Raw genomic sequence first — 17,653 nt, 5'->3', positions numbered from 1 at the left:
GATCTGCAAAAAATATCAATCTCGCAGCGCGGGGCGATCCAAGCATAACACAACGGCAATACGTTGCTGTGCACCAATCCGGTCGGACAGGGCCGTCTTCGTCGCTAGAGCATGATCCGGAAAAGTGCGAAGCGGTTTTCCCTCGCGACAAACGCGGAACGCGTTTGCGCGGAGATCATGCTCAAACAAAGAGCTAAAGCGCGATGACGATTCAACCCAATCTCAGCGCGCTTCTGTCCGGGGCGAGCTTCGATCTTCCAAGCAAATAGTCTTGATTGAACTCCGCAATGGATTCCAGCTCTGCACGCTCCAGCAATTCCAGCGTTTGGCTTTGCCAGTCGATCAAGCGCCGACGTCGCAGTTCCTGGATTGTGCGATTGACGTGCACGGTCGAAAGGCCGCAAGCATCGGCAAAGTCAGCTTGTGTGAATGGCAAGTTCATTCTGCCACCGATTGCCAAGCCGACCTGCTGCAGTCGCGTCGCAAGTTCGCAGAGTAAATGGGCAACGCGCGGAAGGGCAGCGCGTGCTCCGAGGTTCTCCACCCAGTTTCGATAAATTGCCGCTTGGATAACGGTCTCTCCCCAGAGAGCGTAAGCGAGTGCAGGGAAATCCCGTAAGACCTGCCTCAGCGCAACGTGGCTGACGGTGGCGATCGTCGAGGGGCCCGTGCTGCACAGATCGTGATCCATGGTCGGTACATGCAAACCGTGAAGATCCGGGATATCGCCGGGCACGTAAAAAGCCGATATCTGATTTCGGTCTGAAATGACCCGTTGCAGCGACAGGAAGCCGGTCATCAATACGGTGCAGCAGGAGGCGCGATCACCCTGATGTACGACAATGTCTCCGTCGGCCAGATTGCGCACGGCGTACGGCAAACCGACCAGCGCTTTCTGCTCGCCATTCGACAGCCTGCTGACTGCAAGCAAACGTTCAATGAGCTTTTGGTGCGGCATTGGCAGCGCTCCCCGTTGCAGAAGCAGGCGGGAGCACGCTCGGTCTCTCAGCCACCGACGCCTATGGCAAAGCCTTGGCCGGTGATATCGGTAAACTAGCACAAGTCGTGTTGTTTCAAAGGACTTTCGACGGCGGCGAGGGCAGCGGAGAAGCGCTCAGCTTACTCATTTGGGTAAGAATACGCCAAGCGCTCAAGTCGTGTTGGGTCAAAGGGCCAGAAGCAGGTCAGGCTAAAGCATGATCCGGAAAAGCGCGCAGCAGTTTTCCGAAAAGATCATGCTCAAACAATAACCTAAAGCGCGATGACGATTCATCCTAATCTCATCGCGCTTTAGACGGGCCCAAAAGCTGGCATCAGCCTTCGGGACCGACAATTCCGAAAATCTCAGGGCGCGGTTCGAATTTATATTTCCAATATTCTAGAAATACCGTTGACAGCTAGTCTGGACGGGCGCACTATGGTCGTCATGAAGATCGACGATGCAGCAGCGCGCTTGGAAGCTTTGGGTAATCGGACCCGGCTGCAGATTTATCGTGCCCTGGTTCGGGCAGGACACTCCGGCATGCCTGTCGGCCGCTTGCAGGACAGGCTGAAGATCCCGGCATCGACGCTGTCCCACCACATCAAGTCTCTGGTTGCGGTCGGGCTCGTCAGCCAGATCAGGGAATCCACGACCCTCGTTTGTCACGCGAACTTCGACGCGATGCGCGGGCTGGTGGATTTCCTGGCGGCGGAGTGCTGTGCGGACGAAATCGGATGCGGAGGCTCTCAATCGGCGGCCTGATTTTTTTTGCTCGGTTGTTCGATGATTCTAGAATGATGGGACTAACGAAATGAGCGAAGCGAAGACGATTGCGATCATCGGGGCCGGGCCTGTCGGCCTCGCGGCGGCCGCGCACGTGCTGGAGCGCGGCATGTCGCCGATCGTTTTGGAAGCCGGGCCGGAGGCGGGACATGCCATCCGCCAGTGGCAGCACGTCCAGCTGTTTTCGCCGTGGGAATACAATGTCGACAAGGCCGCAGCGCGTCTGCTCGCGCCGACGGGCTGGAATTCGCCTGACCCCCAGGCTTATCCGACCGGCGGCGAACTGCTTGAGGGATATCTCAAGCCGCTCGTCACGCGGACGCCATTGCGCGAGGTGATCCGCACCTCGAGCCAGGTCTCGGCCGTCAGCCGCGTCGGCTTCGACAAGGCGAAGACGAAGGGCAGGGAGCAGGCGCCTTTCGAAATCCGCTACCAGAACGGCAAGGGGCCGGAGGTTCTGCGCGCTGATGCCGTGATCGATACGTCAGGCACATGGTTCTCTCCCAATCCGGCCGGCAGCAACGGCCTGCCGGCGATCGGCGAGGCGGAGTGCGCCAGCCGTGTTGCCTATGGCATGCCCGACGTGCGAGGTCTCAATCGTTCCAGATATGCCGGAAAGAAAGTTGCTGTGCTCGGCGCCGGCCACTCCGCGGTCGGCACGCTGATCGATCTTGCTCGACTCGCCGAGGAGGTGCCGGAAACGCAGCCTGTCTGGCTGTTGCGCGGCGCTGACCCGGCAAAGGCCTTCGGCGGCGGTCGCGACGACAAGCTTGCCGCGCGCGGTGAGCTTGGCAATGCCTTTGCCGCGCTCGTGACGTCAGGAAAGATCAGGGTCGAGACCGAGTTCGGCGTCACGCATCTTACGGAGTCCGAGGGCCGCCTGAAGGTCTCGGCCGGCGCCGGCTGCGCTGCGCGAAGCATGGTCGTGGACGAGCTGATCGTATCGACCGGCTTCCGTCCCGACTTTTCGTTTCTGTCCGAGCTGCGCCTGCGGCTCGATCCGGCCATCGAGGCGCCGGTCGCACTGGCGCCGCTCATCGATCCCAACGAGCACAGCTGCGGCACCGTGCGCCCGCATGGCGCGCGCGAGCTCTCCCATGATGAGCCGGGCTTCTACCTTGCCGGCATGAAGTCGTATGGCCGCGCGCCGACCTTCCTGATGATGACCGGCTACGAGCAGGTGCGCTCGATTGCGGCCGACATCGCCGGCGACAAGAGGGCCGCGGCGAGAGTCGAGCTTGTGCTGCCGGAAACCGGTGTCTGCACCCGCGGCGGCGTCGAGACGACGAGTGCCGCGGGATGCTGCGGCGGGCCGGCGAAGCAAGAGGCGTCGGCCTGCTGTGCCGCCGATGAAACGGCAAAGAAGGCCGGCGCATCCGGTTGTGGTTGCGCATGAGCCATGCCGGTTGGGACGCCGTCGTCTTGGTCGCAAGAGGGGGAAGCTATTCATAGTCTGAGCGGTCGGTCTCTGATCGCGGTCATGTGCATCGGCCAGGTCGGCAATTTGCTGCCGCATGTCACGTTGTCCGCGAATCTGGCGCAGCATCTGATGCCGGCGTGGGGACTCTCCGCCGCCGAAGGTGGATTGATGGCGAGTGGTTATGCCTTCGGCTACATGCTCGCGGTGCCCCTGCTGACAACGTTGACCGACCGCATCGATGCGCGGCTCGTGCTGCTCTGGGGCTCGATCGCCAGCGGACTTGCGACCGTGGCCTTTGGCATCTTCGCACAAGGATTCTGGTCGGGCGCGGCGATCTGGTCCCTCGCAGGACTCGGATTTGCTGGCGCCTACATGCCCGGTTTGAAGGCGTTGACGGACCGGCTGCCAGCCGGCGACACCTCGCGGGCCGTCACGTTGTACACGTCGAGCTTTTCGGTCGGCGTCGGCCTGTCGTTCCTGGCGGCGCAGCTGATCGCCGATCGCTGGGGATGGCGGACCGCCTTTGTGGTGACCGGGCTCGGTCCCGTCGCGATGGTCGTGGCGTGCCTTTTCTTGCTGCGGGAGCAGCAACCCGCCCCGAAGGCAGGGCGATTGCTCAACTTCGTGCCCGTCTTCGCCAACCGCGAGGCGCTCGGTTACATCTTCGGCTACGGCGCGCATTGTTTCGAGCTCTACGGCATCCGCACCTGGCTGGTTGGCTTCTGGACCTTCGTCGTTGCGCGTCAAAGCGCGCCCTCGTGGTTGACGCCCGTGCTGATGAGCTTTTGCTTTGCTGTGATCTCGATGCCGGCCAGCATCCTCGGCAACGAGGCCGCATTGAAATTCGGACGACATCGCGCCATCACGATCGTGATGCTTGCGTCGGCCTGCGTCGCGATCATCATCGGTTTCAACGCGTCCGCGCCGGCGTGGGTGGTTGCGTTGTTGCTGATGATCTATGGCCTGACCGTCCCGGCGGATTCCGGCGCGTTGACGGCCGGCATGTCCGCTGCGGCCGTATCCGAGCATCGTGGCGCCACGCTGGCCCTGCATTCCACCGTCGGCTTCGGACTCTCTGCCCTCGGTGCCTGGGGGACGGGCGTCGCGCTCGACGCCGCAGGCGGCCCGCAGAGTGCGCGTGGCTGGCTGCTGGTTTTCATCGTTCTTGCGGCTGGAATTCTGCTCGGACCATTGGCGCTGCTGTGGGCGCGAATGGCTCGCTGGGAAAAGCAGCCATCGTGAGCGCGGGGCTCTGAAATGAAGGCACCCGCGACGGACTTCTCCGCGCGGGTGTCAAGATCCTTCGATGATGCCATTCTGCCAGTGTTTTGCCCGACGTGTCAAAGCGGAAAAATGCGGCGGGCAGGAAGCTGCCTCGACCCCGCAAGCGTCCGCTCCGGCGCGAGGTCAAAATCGCCAATCGCTTCAACGGCCCCGCTACTGTGCATGGGGTTGTTTTCGAAAGTCTGGCTTCGAGGGCGTCTCAACGCCCGCGGGTCAGCGCCGGCCGCGCGGCGTCTCTGCCTTGGCGGGCGCTTCGGTCTGCGGCGTGCAGGTTGCGGCGGCAAGAGTCGCCTGCGCCTGCGGCATCAGGCCGGGCTCGGCGGCGAGCGCCTTCATCAGGATCAGGCCTGTCGTGCTGGGAGAGTCGATGATCAGTCGGTCGGCCGCGGTGATCTCTTCGTCCTCGGGCAATGCATCGTGCTGCGCCTGCGTCATCAAATCGAGCTCGATCACCTTCTTGCCGGCCGAGCGGTCGTTGATGGCGTAATAGGCGATCTCGTTGCGGGTGTAGAACGACACCGACGTGTAGGCCTGGCTCACCGGCACGGTGAGCTTGATCGGCCCGCCCGAAAGATCATAGCGGCAGATCGCGAGCGCGAAGGCCGGGTCCATGAACGGCATCGGCGAGGTCTGCGGATCGGCCAGCGGCAGCTGGGTCACGCCGTTGAGCTTGGTCATCGGCGTCAGGCGCGAATAGGCGTCCTGCGTTGCGATCCGCGGCAGCGCCAGCACGCTGACGAGATGGACCACGAGGCCCAGCACCACGCCGGCAACAATGGTGAACGCGAGGCGGATCATGAGCAGCCCACCGTGGAGATGCTGGGCATCGGCGCATCGCGCTGGGTGCGCGTCGCAACGCCGACCGGCGTGTCGTAGAGGCGGAACATCAGCGCGTAGCGCTCGATGCCGCCGGTCGGCAGCCAGTTGCCGGCGCGCGAGCGCGCGGCGATGTGGATCTCGAACGAGCCGTCGGAGGCACGCACGATTTCCTGGCTGGTGAAGCCGTAGCGGGCAAGCGAGTTGGCGACGAGATGGCCCTTGCGATCGTACAGCGTCAGCGTCCAGAACCGCGCCGGCGGGGTCACGCCCGACACGACGACGTCGCAGCGGCCGTCGAGCGCCTTCTTCTTGTCGTCGGTCGTCGCGGTGAAGGCGACGCCGTCGCCGGTGCCGATGGGCAGCTCGCCGTTGCGCACGATGGTGGCGCGCGAATAGGGATCGACGTCGGCGGTGCCGGTGCGCGGACGCGCGGTCCAGGCGCCGATGGTCAGCGCGCCGATCTCGGTGCCGCGCGTCGTCGTCATCCAGGTCGCACCCAAGCCGACCACGGTCGCGAGCAGAAGGGCCGTCAATGTGATCAGGAGCAGCCGCACGGGATCAGATCAGTTCTTGCGCGGGGTGGATGCGCCCGCGTTCTCCTCCGCCGCATAATTCTGCGGGAAGGCAAGCGCGCTCGTCGACGATGCCGGCTTGGCCGGCTTCGTGCTGTCGTCGGCAGCCGATTTGTTCGCGGTCTTGGCCGCGTCGTCGAGCAGCTTCTCGACGCGCACCAGGATGTCGGCGCCGCGCTTGGTCAGCACCGGCGGCGGACCGGGCTTGGTCTCCAGCACCTTCGGTCCTGCATTGGCCTGCGCGTTCGCAATCTGCTGCGGCGGCAGCTTCTGGCCCATGCCGATGCCGGGGATCTCCCTGACCTCGACGCCCTGATGCGCGGCGACCATGATGTCGTGCCAGGTCTGCGCCGGCAGCGAGCCGCCGGTCATGCGGTTGGTCGGCGAGTAGTCGTCGTTGCCGTACCAGACTGCGCAGGTGAAATTGCCGGTGTAGCCGACGAACCAGGCGTCGCGATACGCATTCGTCGTGCCGGTCTTGCCGGCGGTCGGAATGCCGTCGAGCGCGGCGCGGCGCGCGGTGCCTTCGCTGACAACATGGCTCATCATGCCGGCCATGTCGGCGGCGATATTGGCGGGAATGGCCTGCCTCGGCTTCGGGCCGTCGCGGTCCCAGCGCCAGACGAGATCGCCCGCGCCGGTGCGCACTTCCAGCACCGAATGCGGCGTCACCGACTTGCCGCGGTTCGGGAAGGTCGCATAGGCCACCGCGTGCTCGACCACGGTGACTTCGTCCGAGCCGATCGGCAGCGACGGCGTGTCGGGCAGGGGCGCCTTGATGCCGAAGCGGCGCGCCACCTCGACGATCTTGGCGCGGCCGATCTTGGCCGGATTCGGCGCCTTCGGCTGCTCCTTCTGGCCGATCGCGATCGACAGCTTCACCGGCACGACATTGATCGAGCGCGTGATCGCCTGCGTCAGGGTCACCGCGCCCGAATAGGAATGACCATAGTTCTGCGGGCACCAATTGCCGATGCAAACAGGACCGTCGACCACGACCGAGTTCGGCGTGAAGCCGTTCAGGAGCGCGGTGGTGTAGACGTAAGGCTTGAACGACGAGCCCGGCTGGCGATAGGCGTCGGTGGCGCGGTTGAACTGGCTCGCGCCGTAATCGCGGCCGCCGACCATGGCGCGGATGCCGCCGTCGAGATCGGCGACCACGGTCGCGGCCTGCGTTGCGTGGTAATCGCGGCCGAACTGGCGCAGCTGGTTCTCGATCGCGTCTTCCGCCGCCTTCTGCACGTTGGTGTCGATGGCGAGGCGGACGACGAAGACGCGCTCGGTGTAGGATTTCGGGAAGGTGTCGACCAGCTTGCGCATCTCGTCGAAGGCGTAGTCGAGATAATAGTTCGGCGAAGCCTCGTCGCGGCGGTCGACGGCGAAGGCGGGGTTGCGGCGGGCACCGAACACCTGGCCCTCGGTCATGAAGCCGGCATCGACGAGGTTGTCGAGCACGACGTTGGCGCGGGCGCGCGCGGCGGGCAGGTTGATGTGGGGCGCGTATTTCGTCGGCGCCTTGAACAGGCCGGCGAGCATCGCCGCCTCGGCAAGCGTCACGTCGCGCGCCGACTTGTTGAAGTAGAAATGCGCAGCGCCGTCGACGCCGAACGTGCCGCCGCCCATATAGGCGCGGTCGAGATAGAGCTTGAGGATCTCGTTCTTGGTCAGGCGCCATTCCAGCCAGACCGCGAGGAAGGCCTCGTTGATCTTGCGCTCGATGGTGCGTTCGTTGCTCAGGAACAGGTTCTTGGCGAGCTGCTGGGTGATCGAGGAGCCGCCCTGGCGGACGCCGCCGGCTTGCGCGTTGGTAACGAGCGCGCGCGCGGTGCCGGCGATGTCGATGCCGAAATGCTCGTAGAAGCGGCGGTCTTCGGTCGCCAGCGTCGCCTTGATCAGGACGTCAGGAAAATCTTCCAGCGGGATCGAATCGTTGTGCTTGATGCCCCGGCTGCCGATCGGGTTGCCGTAGCGGTCGAGGAACGTCACCGCGAGATCGGACTTCTTCAGCCAGTCCTCGTCTGCGGTCTCGCGGAAGGCAGGGATGGCGAGGATCAGCATCAGCACCATGCCACCGAGGCCGATGGTTGCGGCTTCCGACAGCGGCTCGATGAACAACCAGCGCTTCCACCGCCCGACATAGAAGCGGTCCATGAAGGTCGAGTAGCGCTCGTAGAGCTCGCGGATGCCCTTCGCCGAGGAGAACAGCGAGGAGTCGATGCGTGCATCGAGGTCCAGGAAGAAGTTCCTGATACGACTCTTCCAGTTGGATGGTGTGTTCTGGACCACCTAGAACCCTTGAGGCTCGGTTCGAAAGCGTTCAAGCACCCGGCCGGGGCGGCATCGAGACGTCTTGCGGGATTGTTGCGGCAAACCCAAGGCGCCCGGTTTCGCGCACCAAAGGGGACTTGCTGTTCTTCTAGCCGAGCGGGGCCTATAAACCAATGGTCAGGCTCGCAATTTTGAACAACAGGCCTAATTGAACCCCGGTTCAATACGGGCCCCGCAAGGGTGTTCCTTGCAGTCTCACAGCCGCGCGCCCTAGATGGCGCTCGCCCTAGCTCTTTGGATTAGTATCAGGCGCATGACCGCAGCACGCAAACCACCTTCGGACCAGGATGGATTCTTCTGGAAAACCAAGAAGATGGAGGAGATGTCGACGGCCGAATGGGAGAGCCTGTGCGACGGGTGCGGCCGCTGCTGCCTGAACAAGCTCGAAGACGAGGATACCGGCGAGATCTATTTCACCGATGTCAGCTGCAAGATGCTCGATTCCTGCACGGCGGGCTGCAAGGACTACGCGAATCGCTTCGACTTCGTGCCGGACTGCGTTGTCATGACGCCGGAAAAGGTCCGCACCTTGTCCTGGCTGCCGCCGAGCTGCGGCTATAGGCTGGTCGCGCAAGGCCGCGATCTCTACTGGTGGCACCCGCTGATTTCAGGCGATCCCAATACGGTGCACGAGGCCGGCGTCTCCGTGCGCGGCCGCGTCGCGGGCACCGAGGACGAGATTCCGGACACCGAGCTCGAGCACTATTTGGTGCAATGGCCGGGGCAGGTGCCGAAGCGGGCACGCCTGAAGCGACGCCCCAAGGACTGATCGGCCGGCCCACTCTCATCACGTGTTCGGGATGGCCGCGACGCGGGATGCACCCATGCGCCGCGATGCCTGCCTGAGGAGAAGTTTGCTGTCTAGATTGTTCTGATAGAACGAATCCTTCGCGGCATTGCACCGCAACACGCCCGATCCGACAGTCCGAGATGAACCAGTTCACACGGCAGAGCAGCCAGGCTGCCGATATCCAGACGTTGCCCGACGACATCGCCGAGGAACTGACCCGTCTTCCGGGCGAGGTCATCAGCGTCAGCGACGCGCCCCCGATCTCGCCGCCGGTGCCGCTGACCTCAGATGAGGTTCGCACCATCGTCATCAGCCTGATGCTGACGATGTTCCTGGCCGCCCTCGACCAGACCATCGTCGCGACCGCGCTGCCGACCATCGGGCGCCAGTTCCAGGACGTCTCGAACCTGTCCTGGGTGATCACCGCCTATCTGCTCGCCTCGACCGCGGTTGCGCCGGTATTCGGCACGCTGAGCGACATCTACGGCCGCAAGGCCATGATCATCGTGTCGCTGAGCCTGTTCGTCGCCGGCTCGATCCTGTGCGCGATCGCGCCGAGCATGCCGATGCTGATTCTCGCGCGCGGTCTTCAGGGACTGGGCGGCGGTGGCATCATGCCTGTCGTGCAGACCGTGATCTCCGACGTCGTCTCCCCGCGTGAGCGCGGCCAGTATCAGGCCTATTTCTCCAGCGTCTGGATGGTGGGCGGCATTTTGGGCCCCGTCATCGGCGGCGTCTTCGCCGAGCATCTGCACTGGTCGATGATCTTCTGGATCAATCTGCCGCTCGCAGCCGCAGCGCTCGCGCTGCTGCTGCCGAAGATGAAGAAGATCCCGGTGTTCCACCGCAAGCGCAAGGTCGATTGGCTCGGCGGCGTGCTGCTGATGGCCTCCGCTGTCGTCTTCATGCTGGTGCTGACCTGGGGCGGCACGCGCTATAGATGGTTGTCGCCGACCGTGCTGTCGATGGTGGGCGGTGCAATCGCGCTCGCGTTCACCTTCGTCTGGCACGCGCGCCGCGCCGACGAGCCATTCCTGCCGTTGCCGTTGCTGAGCGGATCGGTTGCGCCCTTTGCGCTGACCGCAGGCGGCTGCGGCCTCGGCGCCATCACCGGCCTCACCGTGCAGTTGCCACTTTATTACGAGTCGGTCTATCACCTCAGCGCCAGCGAGGCGGGACTTGCACTGATTCCGCTCGCGGCGGTCTCGACCATAGGTGCGGCGGTCGCTGGTCGCACCATGGCGCGCGCCAAGCACTACAAGCGCGTCGCCATCATCGGCACGTCCTGGGCCGCGATCTGCGCACTCGGCCTCACGCTGACGACCTTGCCGTTGTGGGGCCTCTTGACGCTGATGGCCGCGTTCGCGCTCGGCCTCGGCACGACGTTTCCGGTCTGCGTGGTCTCGCTGCAGAACTCCGTCGCCCGTCCGCTGGTCGGCACCATCACCGGCGCGATGAATTTCTTCCGCTCGCTGATGTCGTCCTTCACGGTCGCAGCCTTCGCCGCCATCCTGCTGATCGCGCTCGGCGCCGACATTCCGCTGGCCGGCGAGCATCACGCCGCAGGCAGCATCCCGGCGATCCCGGCCGACGACATGCGGCACGCGTTCCGCTACGTCTTCGCCGCTGCGACCGCGCTGATGGCCACCGCCTCGCTCTGCCTGATCCTGATGGAGGAGCGGCCGCTGGCCGGTCCCTCCAAGGCGCAACCGGTGGAGATGGCGGAGTAGGGCGCTTTATCCGCCGCGATCGGGATCGTCGCCAGGTGCCTGTCGTGCTCGGGCAGCAAGATGGCTCTTGAGCTTCGCCAGCGCCTCAGCCGACCAATCATTGACATCAGTGACCGCGACCCAGGCATCGACGTAATGCTCGGGCGCGTAGACATGGCCAAAGCCCATCGGCGTGTGAGTTGCGACCGCCATGTCGAGCGCGAGCTGCAGCATGGTGACGATGGGATACCATCGCAACTCTTGTGCCACGTCGGGCCCGCGCGGCGCGTTCATCCAGGCAGGCGCCTGATAGGCGTCGCGGTAGGCGAAGAACGTGATCGCGTCGCTGGCATATTGCAGATAGACGACCCGCATCGCTCCCCAGGGCCTGTCCGGCGGCACCGTCGGCCCGTTCTGGTTCATGAAGCGCACGAAGCGGCTGTCGCGGAATTCCGGCAGCCAGGCCGGTGTATCAGGATTGCGGTTGTCGGTGATCGAGCGCCAGATGCGGCTCTCGAACGGCGTACCGCTCCACAGCGCGCCGGCAATGGGATCGCCGATCGTCTCGAACAGCTCTGCTGATTTCTCCGAGTTCATGGCGCCGAGGCTGAGCCCATGCAGATACAGTTTCGGCCGCTGGTCCCTCGGCAGCGTCGTCCAGTAGCCGTAGATTTCGGCGAACAGGGCACGCGCGGCTGCTGCGCCGTATTCGGGCTGAAACAGCAGCGACAGCGGACTGTTGAGATAGGAGTACTGCATGGCGACGCTGGCGACATCGCCATGATGGAGATACTCGACCGTATCCATCGCTGCCGGATCGATCCAGCCCGTGCCGGTCGGCGTGATGACGATCAGAATCTTGCGTTCAAAACCCCGCTGGCGCTTGAGTTCGTCGAGCGCAAGCCGCGCGCGTGCCTGCGCCGTGTCGCGGGCCGCGAGGCCGACATAGACGCGCACCGGCTCCTGCGCGGGATGCTCCGTGACGGTGCTGATCTCGGCTGCGGTCGGACCCGAGGCAATGAACCGGCGCCCCATGCGCCCGAGCTCCGTCCACTTCACCAGGGATGCCGGGCTTCCTGTCTTGCCGGCCGAGGTCGGCTGCGCCCGCTCGGGCTCGAAGAGGACGTCGAGCTCGCGGAAGGAGGAATCGAGGGCGTTGAAGGCGGTGCGGATCAGGAGATTGTTCGCGATCGACCAGAACAGCAGGCCTGCGACGATCACGCCGATGACAGTGGCGACCTTGCGCGGAATGATACGCCGCGCGCCGACAGCGAGAATGTAGGCCAAAAGTGCGAACAACCGCCCCAGCACCAGCAGCACGACGAACGTGATCAGCGCGATGAGGCACACTTTGAGCGGATGCGCGGTTTCGACCGGCGCCATCTTCATCACGCTACGGATCGCGTTCTGCCATGCGGTCGTGCGCCAGAGCGCGACGATGACGACGAGCAGGCAGCCGGCGGCGACAAGCGCGTTCGCGACGGACCTTGCGCGCGCCGAAGGCTCGGGCAGTTCGAGATAATGCCACAGCCGGCGCCACAGCACGCCGGTGAAATAGCCGATCGCAAAGCAGCCGCCGGCCAGCGCTCCTTGCGTGAGATAGCTGCGCGGAATCAGCGTCGGCGTCAGCGCCGCTGCGAAGAACAGCGCGCCCAGCATGAGGCCGACGCCGGACAGTGAGAGCAGTTGTCGCCGAACCGTCAGCGCCAGATTCACCAGAGCCCTCCCGGGCGACGCTATCCCGCCTGCGCGAGCCGCGCGTCGATCTCCTCGCGCAGCAGAGCGAAGTCGATCGGCTTGGTCAACAGTCCGCTTGCGCCGCGGGCCAACGTCCTGCCGCGCGTGTCGGCATCGCCATAGGCCGTAATCATGATGGCAGGCACGTCAGGGCGCATCTCCTTCACCTTCGGCAGCATCTCGATCACGGTCACGGCTAGCCTCTGGTCTCGTGAAAATTGCTTTTGCGCGGCAATCGGATCGTGAACTCGGTAAATTCGCCCGGCAGGGTTTCGACGTCGATCGTGCCCCCATGCTGTTTCACGATGATGTCGTGGCTCATGGACAGGCCAAGCCCGGTTCCCTCGCCGGCAGGCTTGGTGGTGAAGAAGGGGGTGAACATCTTCTTGCGGACGTCCGGCGGAATGCCGCTGCCGTTGTCGCGAATGCGGATTTCGACATGGCTGTCGTGCCCGCGCGTCTGCGCGATCAGGGCCGGCTCGTAGTCCCCCGTTCCGCCCTCGGCCTTGCGCCTGACGACCGCGTAAAACCCGTTGGAGATCAGGTTCAGCAGCACGCGGGTGATCTCCTGCGGGAACACTTCGATCGTGCCGGCCGCGGGATCGAGGTCGCGCTTGATCGTGACGTTGAACTGCGACTTCTCGGCGCGGGCGCCGTGATAGGCGAGGTTGAGGCTCTCCTCGACCAGCGTGTTGACGTCGGTCGGCCGGTGCTCGCCGCTGCCTTCGCGCGAATGCAGCAGCATGTTCTTGACGATGGAATCGGCACGCTTGCCGTGCTGGACGACCTTTTGGAGATTGTCCTTCAGCAAACGCGTGAGCTCGCCGACGTCCTCCCTGGTTTTGTCGTTGAGTGCGGTGGTCTGCAACAGCTCGTTCAGCTCCTCGATCAGCTCGCTCGACAGCGCCGCGAAATTGTTGACGAAGTTGAGCGGGTTCTTGATCTCGTGGGCGATGCCGGCCGTGAGCTGGCCGAGCGAGGCCAGCTTTTCGGTCTGGACCAGGCGGTCTTGCGTGGCGCGCAAATCTTCGAGCGATTTCGACAGCTCGGCCGTGCGCTGCTGGACCTCGTCGAACAGCCGCGCGTTCTCGATGGCGATCACGGCCTGGTCGGCAAATGTCGAGACGAGTTCGATCTGACTGTCGGAAAACGGCCGGATGACTGACCGGGTCAAGGTCAGGGCGCCGATCGGCGTCCCCTCGCGCAGCAACGGCACCCCGAGAAAGGTGCGGGGATTGCCACTGAGCTGCTGCCCTTCGAAATCATACTCGGGATCGGCGAGGACGTCGTGCACGTGAACGATGCGTCCCTCCAGCAGCGTCCTCCCGGTGATGGTACGACGTTCGGGATTGACGGGCGTTGACCTGGCGTATTCGACGAATTCATGCGGGAAGCCGTATGAGCCGGCCCTGTAGAAGACCTCGCCACTTTTCCGGGTGATGGCGGCCATATCGGCTTCGCAGAGACGCGCCGCGGATTCGACAAGCGTATCCAGCACGGCCTGCAGGTCGAACGCCGATCGGCTGATCACCTTGAGCACATCGGCAGTGGCGGTCTGCTGTTGCAGGGATTCCTCCAGGTCGCGCGTCTTGGCTTGCACCTGTTCGAACAGCCGGGCGTTCTCGACGGCGATGACCGCCTGGTCCGCAAAGGTTTGCACCAGATCGATCTGGCTTTTGGTAAACGGCCCCGGTTCGGGTCGCGTCAAGACCAGCACGCCTTCGACCTTGTTGTCCCTCAGCATCGGCACACCCAGCGCCGCACGGATCTTGACCAGCGAGCCGGCCGGCATTTGCATTTCCGGATCATCGAGAACGTCCGGGATGATTTCGACCCTTCCCGAGGCGATGACGCGTGAGGTCGCCGAACCGCGGCCCGACCGCGGCGGATTTGCCGCCCAATATTGCAGGAATTCCGGAGTGGTGCTGGATGCCGCCTTGAGCGGAAACACGTCCCCTTCGCGAAGAAAAATCGAACCACGATTGGCGCCGCTCAACTCGACGGCGGATTTGATCAGCGTTTCGAGAACGGCTTGCAGGTCAAACGCCGAGCGGCTGATGACCTTGAGCACGTCGGCGGTGGCGGTCTGCTGCTGGAGTGATTCCCGCAGGTCGTCCGTGCTTGTGCGCAGTTCGCGAAGCAGTCGCGTGTTCTCGATGGCGATGACGGCTTGCGCAGCAAACTGCTTGAGCAGCGAAATCTGCTTGTCTGAAAAGCGCCGGTTCTCCTGCCGGAAGATCATGACGTTGCCGACCACGCGCTCGTCCTTGACGAGCGGGACTGCCAGCACCGCCCGCGCGCCGCCGAGATCGACCAGAGCGCGACGGTTGGGTTCGCCCGTGCGATAGGCCTCCGAATCCATGAGGTCGACCAGTTCCACGTAGGGCTCGCCTTGCAGCAGGCGCACCGGCGCGGTACCCGGGCCATAATCGAGGGGGCGGCTCCCGCGGTATTCGTCGTAAGCGGGCGGAAGCCCACGGGTGGCGGCAGTTTCAAAGCGCTCGCCATCATACGTGTTGAGGACGCCAAAGTCCGCACCGCACAGCTGCATGGCCTTGCCGAGCATGGTGTCGAACACCGGCGCGAGGTCGCCGCCGGAACTGCTGATGATGCGCAGGACTTCCGACGCGGCGGTCTGTTGCTCCAGCGCTTCCCGCGCCTCGTTGGAGAGCCGCGCATTGGCCGCCGTACTCGCCTGCAATTGCTGCTCGAGCTCGGCAATCCTGGCTTTGAGCTCGGCCACCACGTTCTGCACGAGGGCGGTCATCCGGAAATCCATAGGGCCGACCCCAGCGGGGCCCCATTCGCTGAAAGCCGGATTATTCCATTCCCGCACCGTCTCGACCAGCCCTGTCGCAGTGCATATCGAAAGCAGCCCGTGGAACCGCTCACGTGCCCGGCCGCGACACCTCGGTCTCCTTGCTGGTGATGAACTCCAGCAGCACCGGCACGCCTTCCCTGGTCTTCTGGATACCGCGCTTGATCGCGGGGATGATGTCCTCGGGCCTCGTCACGCGCTCGCCATGGCCGCCGAAGGCGCGCGCCATCGCGGCGTAGTCGCCGGAGATGTCGGTCGATCGATATTTCTCGGTCGAGATCGGCATCACCTTGAGCTCGATCGCCATCGAGAAATTGTTGAGCAGGATCGACATGATCGGGATGCGCTCGCGCACTGCGGTCTCGAAATCCATGCCCGTGAAACCAATGGCCGCATCGCCCCAGACGTTGATGCAGAGCTTGTCGGGCCTTGCCAGCTTTGCACCCATCGCAAGGCCAAGGCCGTAGCCGAGCTGCGTCGTCTTGCCCCAGCCGAGATAGGAGAGCGGCGTCACCGCCTTCCAGAACGGCGAGAGCTGGTCGCGCGGGCTGCCGGCATCATGGGTGATGATGGTGTTGTCGATGTCGACGGTGTGTTGCAGATCCCACAGCACGCGATAGGGATTGAGCGGCGCGTCATTACTGGCGAGCTTTGGCATCCATTTGGCCAGCCACTCCTTGTGCGAAGCCGCGATCTCGGCCGCGACCGCCGAGGCATCGCGGTCGGCAGTGACGGTCTTGCCGATCTCCTCCAGCAATGCATCGAGCACGAGGCCGGCATCGCCGACGAGGCCGATCCTGGCTTCGACATCCTTGTTGAGATGGTTCGGATCGAGCGTCGAATGGATGATGGTCTTGCCCTTCGGCATCGCGATGCCAAAGCTGGTCTCGGTGAAGGAGCAGCCGATGCCGAAGATGACGTCGGCTTCGGCCAGGAATTTGGGCACGGCGCGCGGCACGGCGAGACCGCCGGAGCCGAGCGAGAGCGGATGCGTCTCGGGGAATGACGATTTGCCCCCCAGGCTGGTGGTGACAGGAATGGCCAGCCGTTCCGCCAATCGCTTCAGTTGCGGCCACGCCTGCGCGTAGTGCACGCCCTGGCCGGCATAGATCACCGGACGCTTGGCATTGAGGAGCAGGCTTGCTGCTTCCTTCACATGCACGGGGTCGGCGCCGTAGCGGGTGCGCAGCACCGGCGTGTAGTTCAGCGGCTCGGGCACCTCCTCATTCCACATGTCGGAGGGGATTTCGACGATGACCGGCCCGCCGCGCCCGTTCTTCAATTTGGTGAAGGCACGGCGAAAGATGTTGGCGACCTCGGCGGCCAGGATGATCGGCTCGGAGGATTTCGCGAACGGCTTCATCGCCTCGCTGGAATTGAAGTTCGGCTCGATATGCGCAAGCCGGCGCTGATAGCCCATCGGCAGCACCAGCACGGGAACGGATTCGCCGAAGCACTGCGCCACGCCGCCCATTGCATTCTCCGCGCCGGGGCCGTGCTGCATGCAGAATGCGCCGATCGTACGCCCCGACGTCACGCGTGAGATGGCATCCGCCATGTGCACGCCGACGCGTTCCTGCCGCACCGTCACGGGCCGGATCTCGGCCTTGGCTGCGTGCTCGATCAGATGATTGACGGGATACCCGCAGAGGATCTCGATCCCCTCGCGCCGCATGATTTCCGCAATGGCGGTGCCGAGCTTCATGGCGTCTCTCTCCCTGGGCCTGGCCGGTTGCTCCGGCTGTTGGGGAGAGAGGATCAGGAAATTGGGGGAGGGTAAAGCACGGGTGAGGGATGTTCGCGGTAGGTCAGCCATGCAGTGCGCTGCTGTAGCCCGGATGGAGCGAAAGCGTAATCCGGGATGGCTGCACCCGCCGGATCTGCTCCCCGGATTTCGCTTCGCTCCATCCGGGCTCAAGTTTGGCGACCGGTCCTACTTGCAGTTCTTGCAAATCGTCAGCTTGCGCTTCAACGCCTCGTCTTCCTGATCGACCAACGACTGCGGGTCGAGGCCGTTTGCCGCGCGCGACCTCGCAGGCGGCGTCACCTGGCTTGGTGCGTCGCGGTCGTCAGTACCGACGCTGAAGCCATCGTAGTCGGCGGCGGCTGCAGGGCTCGGCAGTTGCGGAAGCCCGCTGGTCGGCGGCGTCGACGGCACGCCGGCGGACGTTCTCGGCGAATTCTTCGTCCCCGCATGCGGCGCCGACGCATTGGGCGGAGCCAACGAAACCGGCGGCGTGGCCGAGTTCTGTCCTCTCGCGCGATCTTGTGACCAGGCGCCGATCAAGATGAGGCTGAGAGCCAGGAGCAAATTGCGTCTCGTCTGCATCTTTCAAATAGCCTTGGTTCAGCGATTGAGGGGTTCATCGAGCTGCGCCGGGAAGAATAACAGCCGTGACATGCGCGTCAAA

At 64.1% G+C, this 17,653-nt stretch carries 13 protein-coding genes and 1 pseudogene; 5 read left to right on the top strand and 9 right to left on the bottom strand.

The annotated features are described in order from the left end of the window. Window positions 1–211: 211 nt before the first annotated feature. Window positions 212–958, bottom strand: a complete 747-nt coding sequence (locus XH98_RS19790) for a Crp/Fnr family transcriptional regulator (RefSeq protein ID WP_271602257.1) — start codon at window positions 956–958, stop codon at window positions 212–214. Between the two features lie 468 nt (window positions 959–1,426). On the opposite strand from XH98_RS19790, the gene XH98_RS19785 reads away from it, so the two are divergent. From XH98_RS19785 to XH98_RS19775, 3 genes are all read left to right on the top strand, one after another. Then, a complete protein-coding gene (locus XH98_RS19785) occupies window positions 1,427–1,744 on the top strand; it encodes an ArsR/SmtB family transcription factor (protein ID WP_057753110.1) in 318 nt (105 codons plus the stop codon). A 49-nt stretch (window positions 1,745–1,793) separates the two neighbouring features. Beyond that, complete coding sequence (locus tag XH98_RS19780; protein ID WP_271602256.1) at window positions 1,794–3,161, top strand: NAD(P)-binding domain-containing protein; 1,368 nt, start codon at window positions 1,794–1,796, stop codon at window positions 3,159–3,161. Window positions 3,162–3,245: 84 nt separating this feature from the next. Beyond that, window positions 3,246–4,427: an MFS transporter gene (locus tag XH98_RS19775; protein ID WP_271619630.1), complete on the top strand. Its 1,182-nt coding sequence runs from the start codon at window positions 3,246–3,248 to the stop codon at window positions 4,425–4,427. Window positions 4,428–4,682: 255 nt separating this feature from the next. Here XH98_RS19775 and XH98_RS19770 read toward each other — a convergent pair whose 3' ends face one another. Genes XH98_RS19770 through XH98_RS19760 form a run of 3 tightly spaced genes read right to left on the bottom strand, consistent with a single transcriptional unit; the run spans window position 4,683 to window position 8,146 of the window. Continuing rightward, the gene (locus XH98_RS19770; protein WP_271619629.1) at window positions 4,683–5,267 is read right to left on the bottom strand and encodes a DUF1254 domain-containing protein; all 585 of its coding nucleotides are present in this window, start codon (window positions 5,265–5,267) and stop codon (window positions 4,683–4,685) included. After that, window positions 5,264–5,842, bottom strand: coding sequence for a DUF1214 domain-containing protein (locus XH98_RS19765; RefSeq protein ID WP_057753060.1), 579 nt, complete (start codon window positions 5,840–5,842; stop codon window positions 5,264–5,266). The genes XH98_RS19770 and XH98_RS19765 overlap by 4 nt, the downstream gene beginning before the upstream one ends. Window positions 5,843–5,851: 9 nt before the next feature. Continuing rightward, entirely contained in the window at window positions 5,852–8,146 is a 2,295-nt protein-coding gene (locus XH98_RS19760; RefSeq protein WP_271619628.1) for a transglycosylase domain-containing protein, read from the bottom strand. A 295-nt stretch (window positions 8,147–8,441) separates the two neighbouring features. On the opposite strand from XH98_RS19760, the gene XH98_RS19755 reads away from it, so the two are divergent. Together XH98_RS19755 and XH98_RS19750 are read left to right on the top strand one after the other, a co-directional pair. Beyond that, window positions 8,442–8,957: a YcgN family cysteine cluster protein gene (locus tag XH98_RS19755; protein ID WP_271602249.1), complete on the top strand. Its 516-nt coding sequence runs from the start codon at window positions 8,442–8,444 to the stop codon at window positions 8,955–8,957. 161 nt (window positions 8,958–9,118) lie between these two features. Continuing rightward, entirely contained in the window at window positions 9,119–10,708 is a 1,590-nt protein-coding gene (locus XH98_RS19750; protein ID WP_271602248.1) for an MDR family MFS transporter, read from the top strand. 6 nt (window positions 10,709–10,714) lie between these two features. On the opposite strand, the gene XH98_RS19745 is transcribed toward XH98_RS19750, so the two are convergent. From XH98_RS19745 to XH98_RS19725, 5 genes and pseudogenes are all read right to left on the bottom strand, one after another. Further along, window positions 10,715–12,346: an alpha/beta hydrolase gene (locus XH98_RS19745; protein WP_271619645.1), complete on the bottom strand. Its 1,632-nt coding sequence runs from the start codon at window positions 12,344–12,346 to the stop codon at window positions 10,715–10,717. Between the two features lie 77 nt (window positions 12,347–12,423). Then, window positions 12,424–12,609 (bottom strand): annotated as a pseudogene (locus XH98_RS19740) (response regulator); the annotation flags it as partial. A gap of 11 nt (window positions 12,610–12,620) precedes the next feature. Continuing rightward, window positions 12,621–15,191, bottom strand: coding sequence for a GAF domain-containing sensor histidine kinase (locus tag XH98_RS19735; protein ID WP_271619627.1), 2,571 nt, complete (start codon window positions 15,189–15,191; stop codon window positions 12,621–12,623). Between the two features lie 121 nt (window positions 15,192–15,312). Beyond that, window positions 15,313–17,058, bottom strand: coding sequence for a thiamine pyrophosphate-requiring protein (locus tag XH98_RS19730; protein WP_271619626.1), 1,746 nt, complete (start codon window positions 17,056–17,058; stop codon window positions 15,313–15,315). Window positions 17,059–17,175: 117 nt separating this feature from the next. Continuing rightward, a complete protein-coding gene (locus XH98_RS19725; RefSeq protein WP_333932346.1) occupies window positions 17,176–17,529 on the bottom strand; it encodes a hypothetical protein in 354 nt (117 codons plus the stop codon). Window positions 17,530–17,653: the final 124 nt, after the last annotated feature.

The sequence above is a fragment of the Bradyrhizobium sp. CCBAU 51745 genome, from assembly GCF_028128715.1.
Taxonomy (GTDB): Bacteria; Pseudomonadota; Alphaproteobacteria; order Rhizobiales; family Xanthobacteraceae; genus Bradyrhizobium; species Bradyrhizobium manausense.
This window is presented reverse-complemented; position numbering and strand designations above follow the sequence as displayed.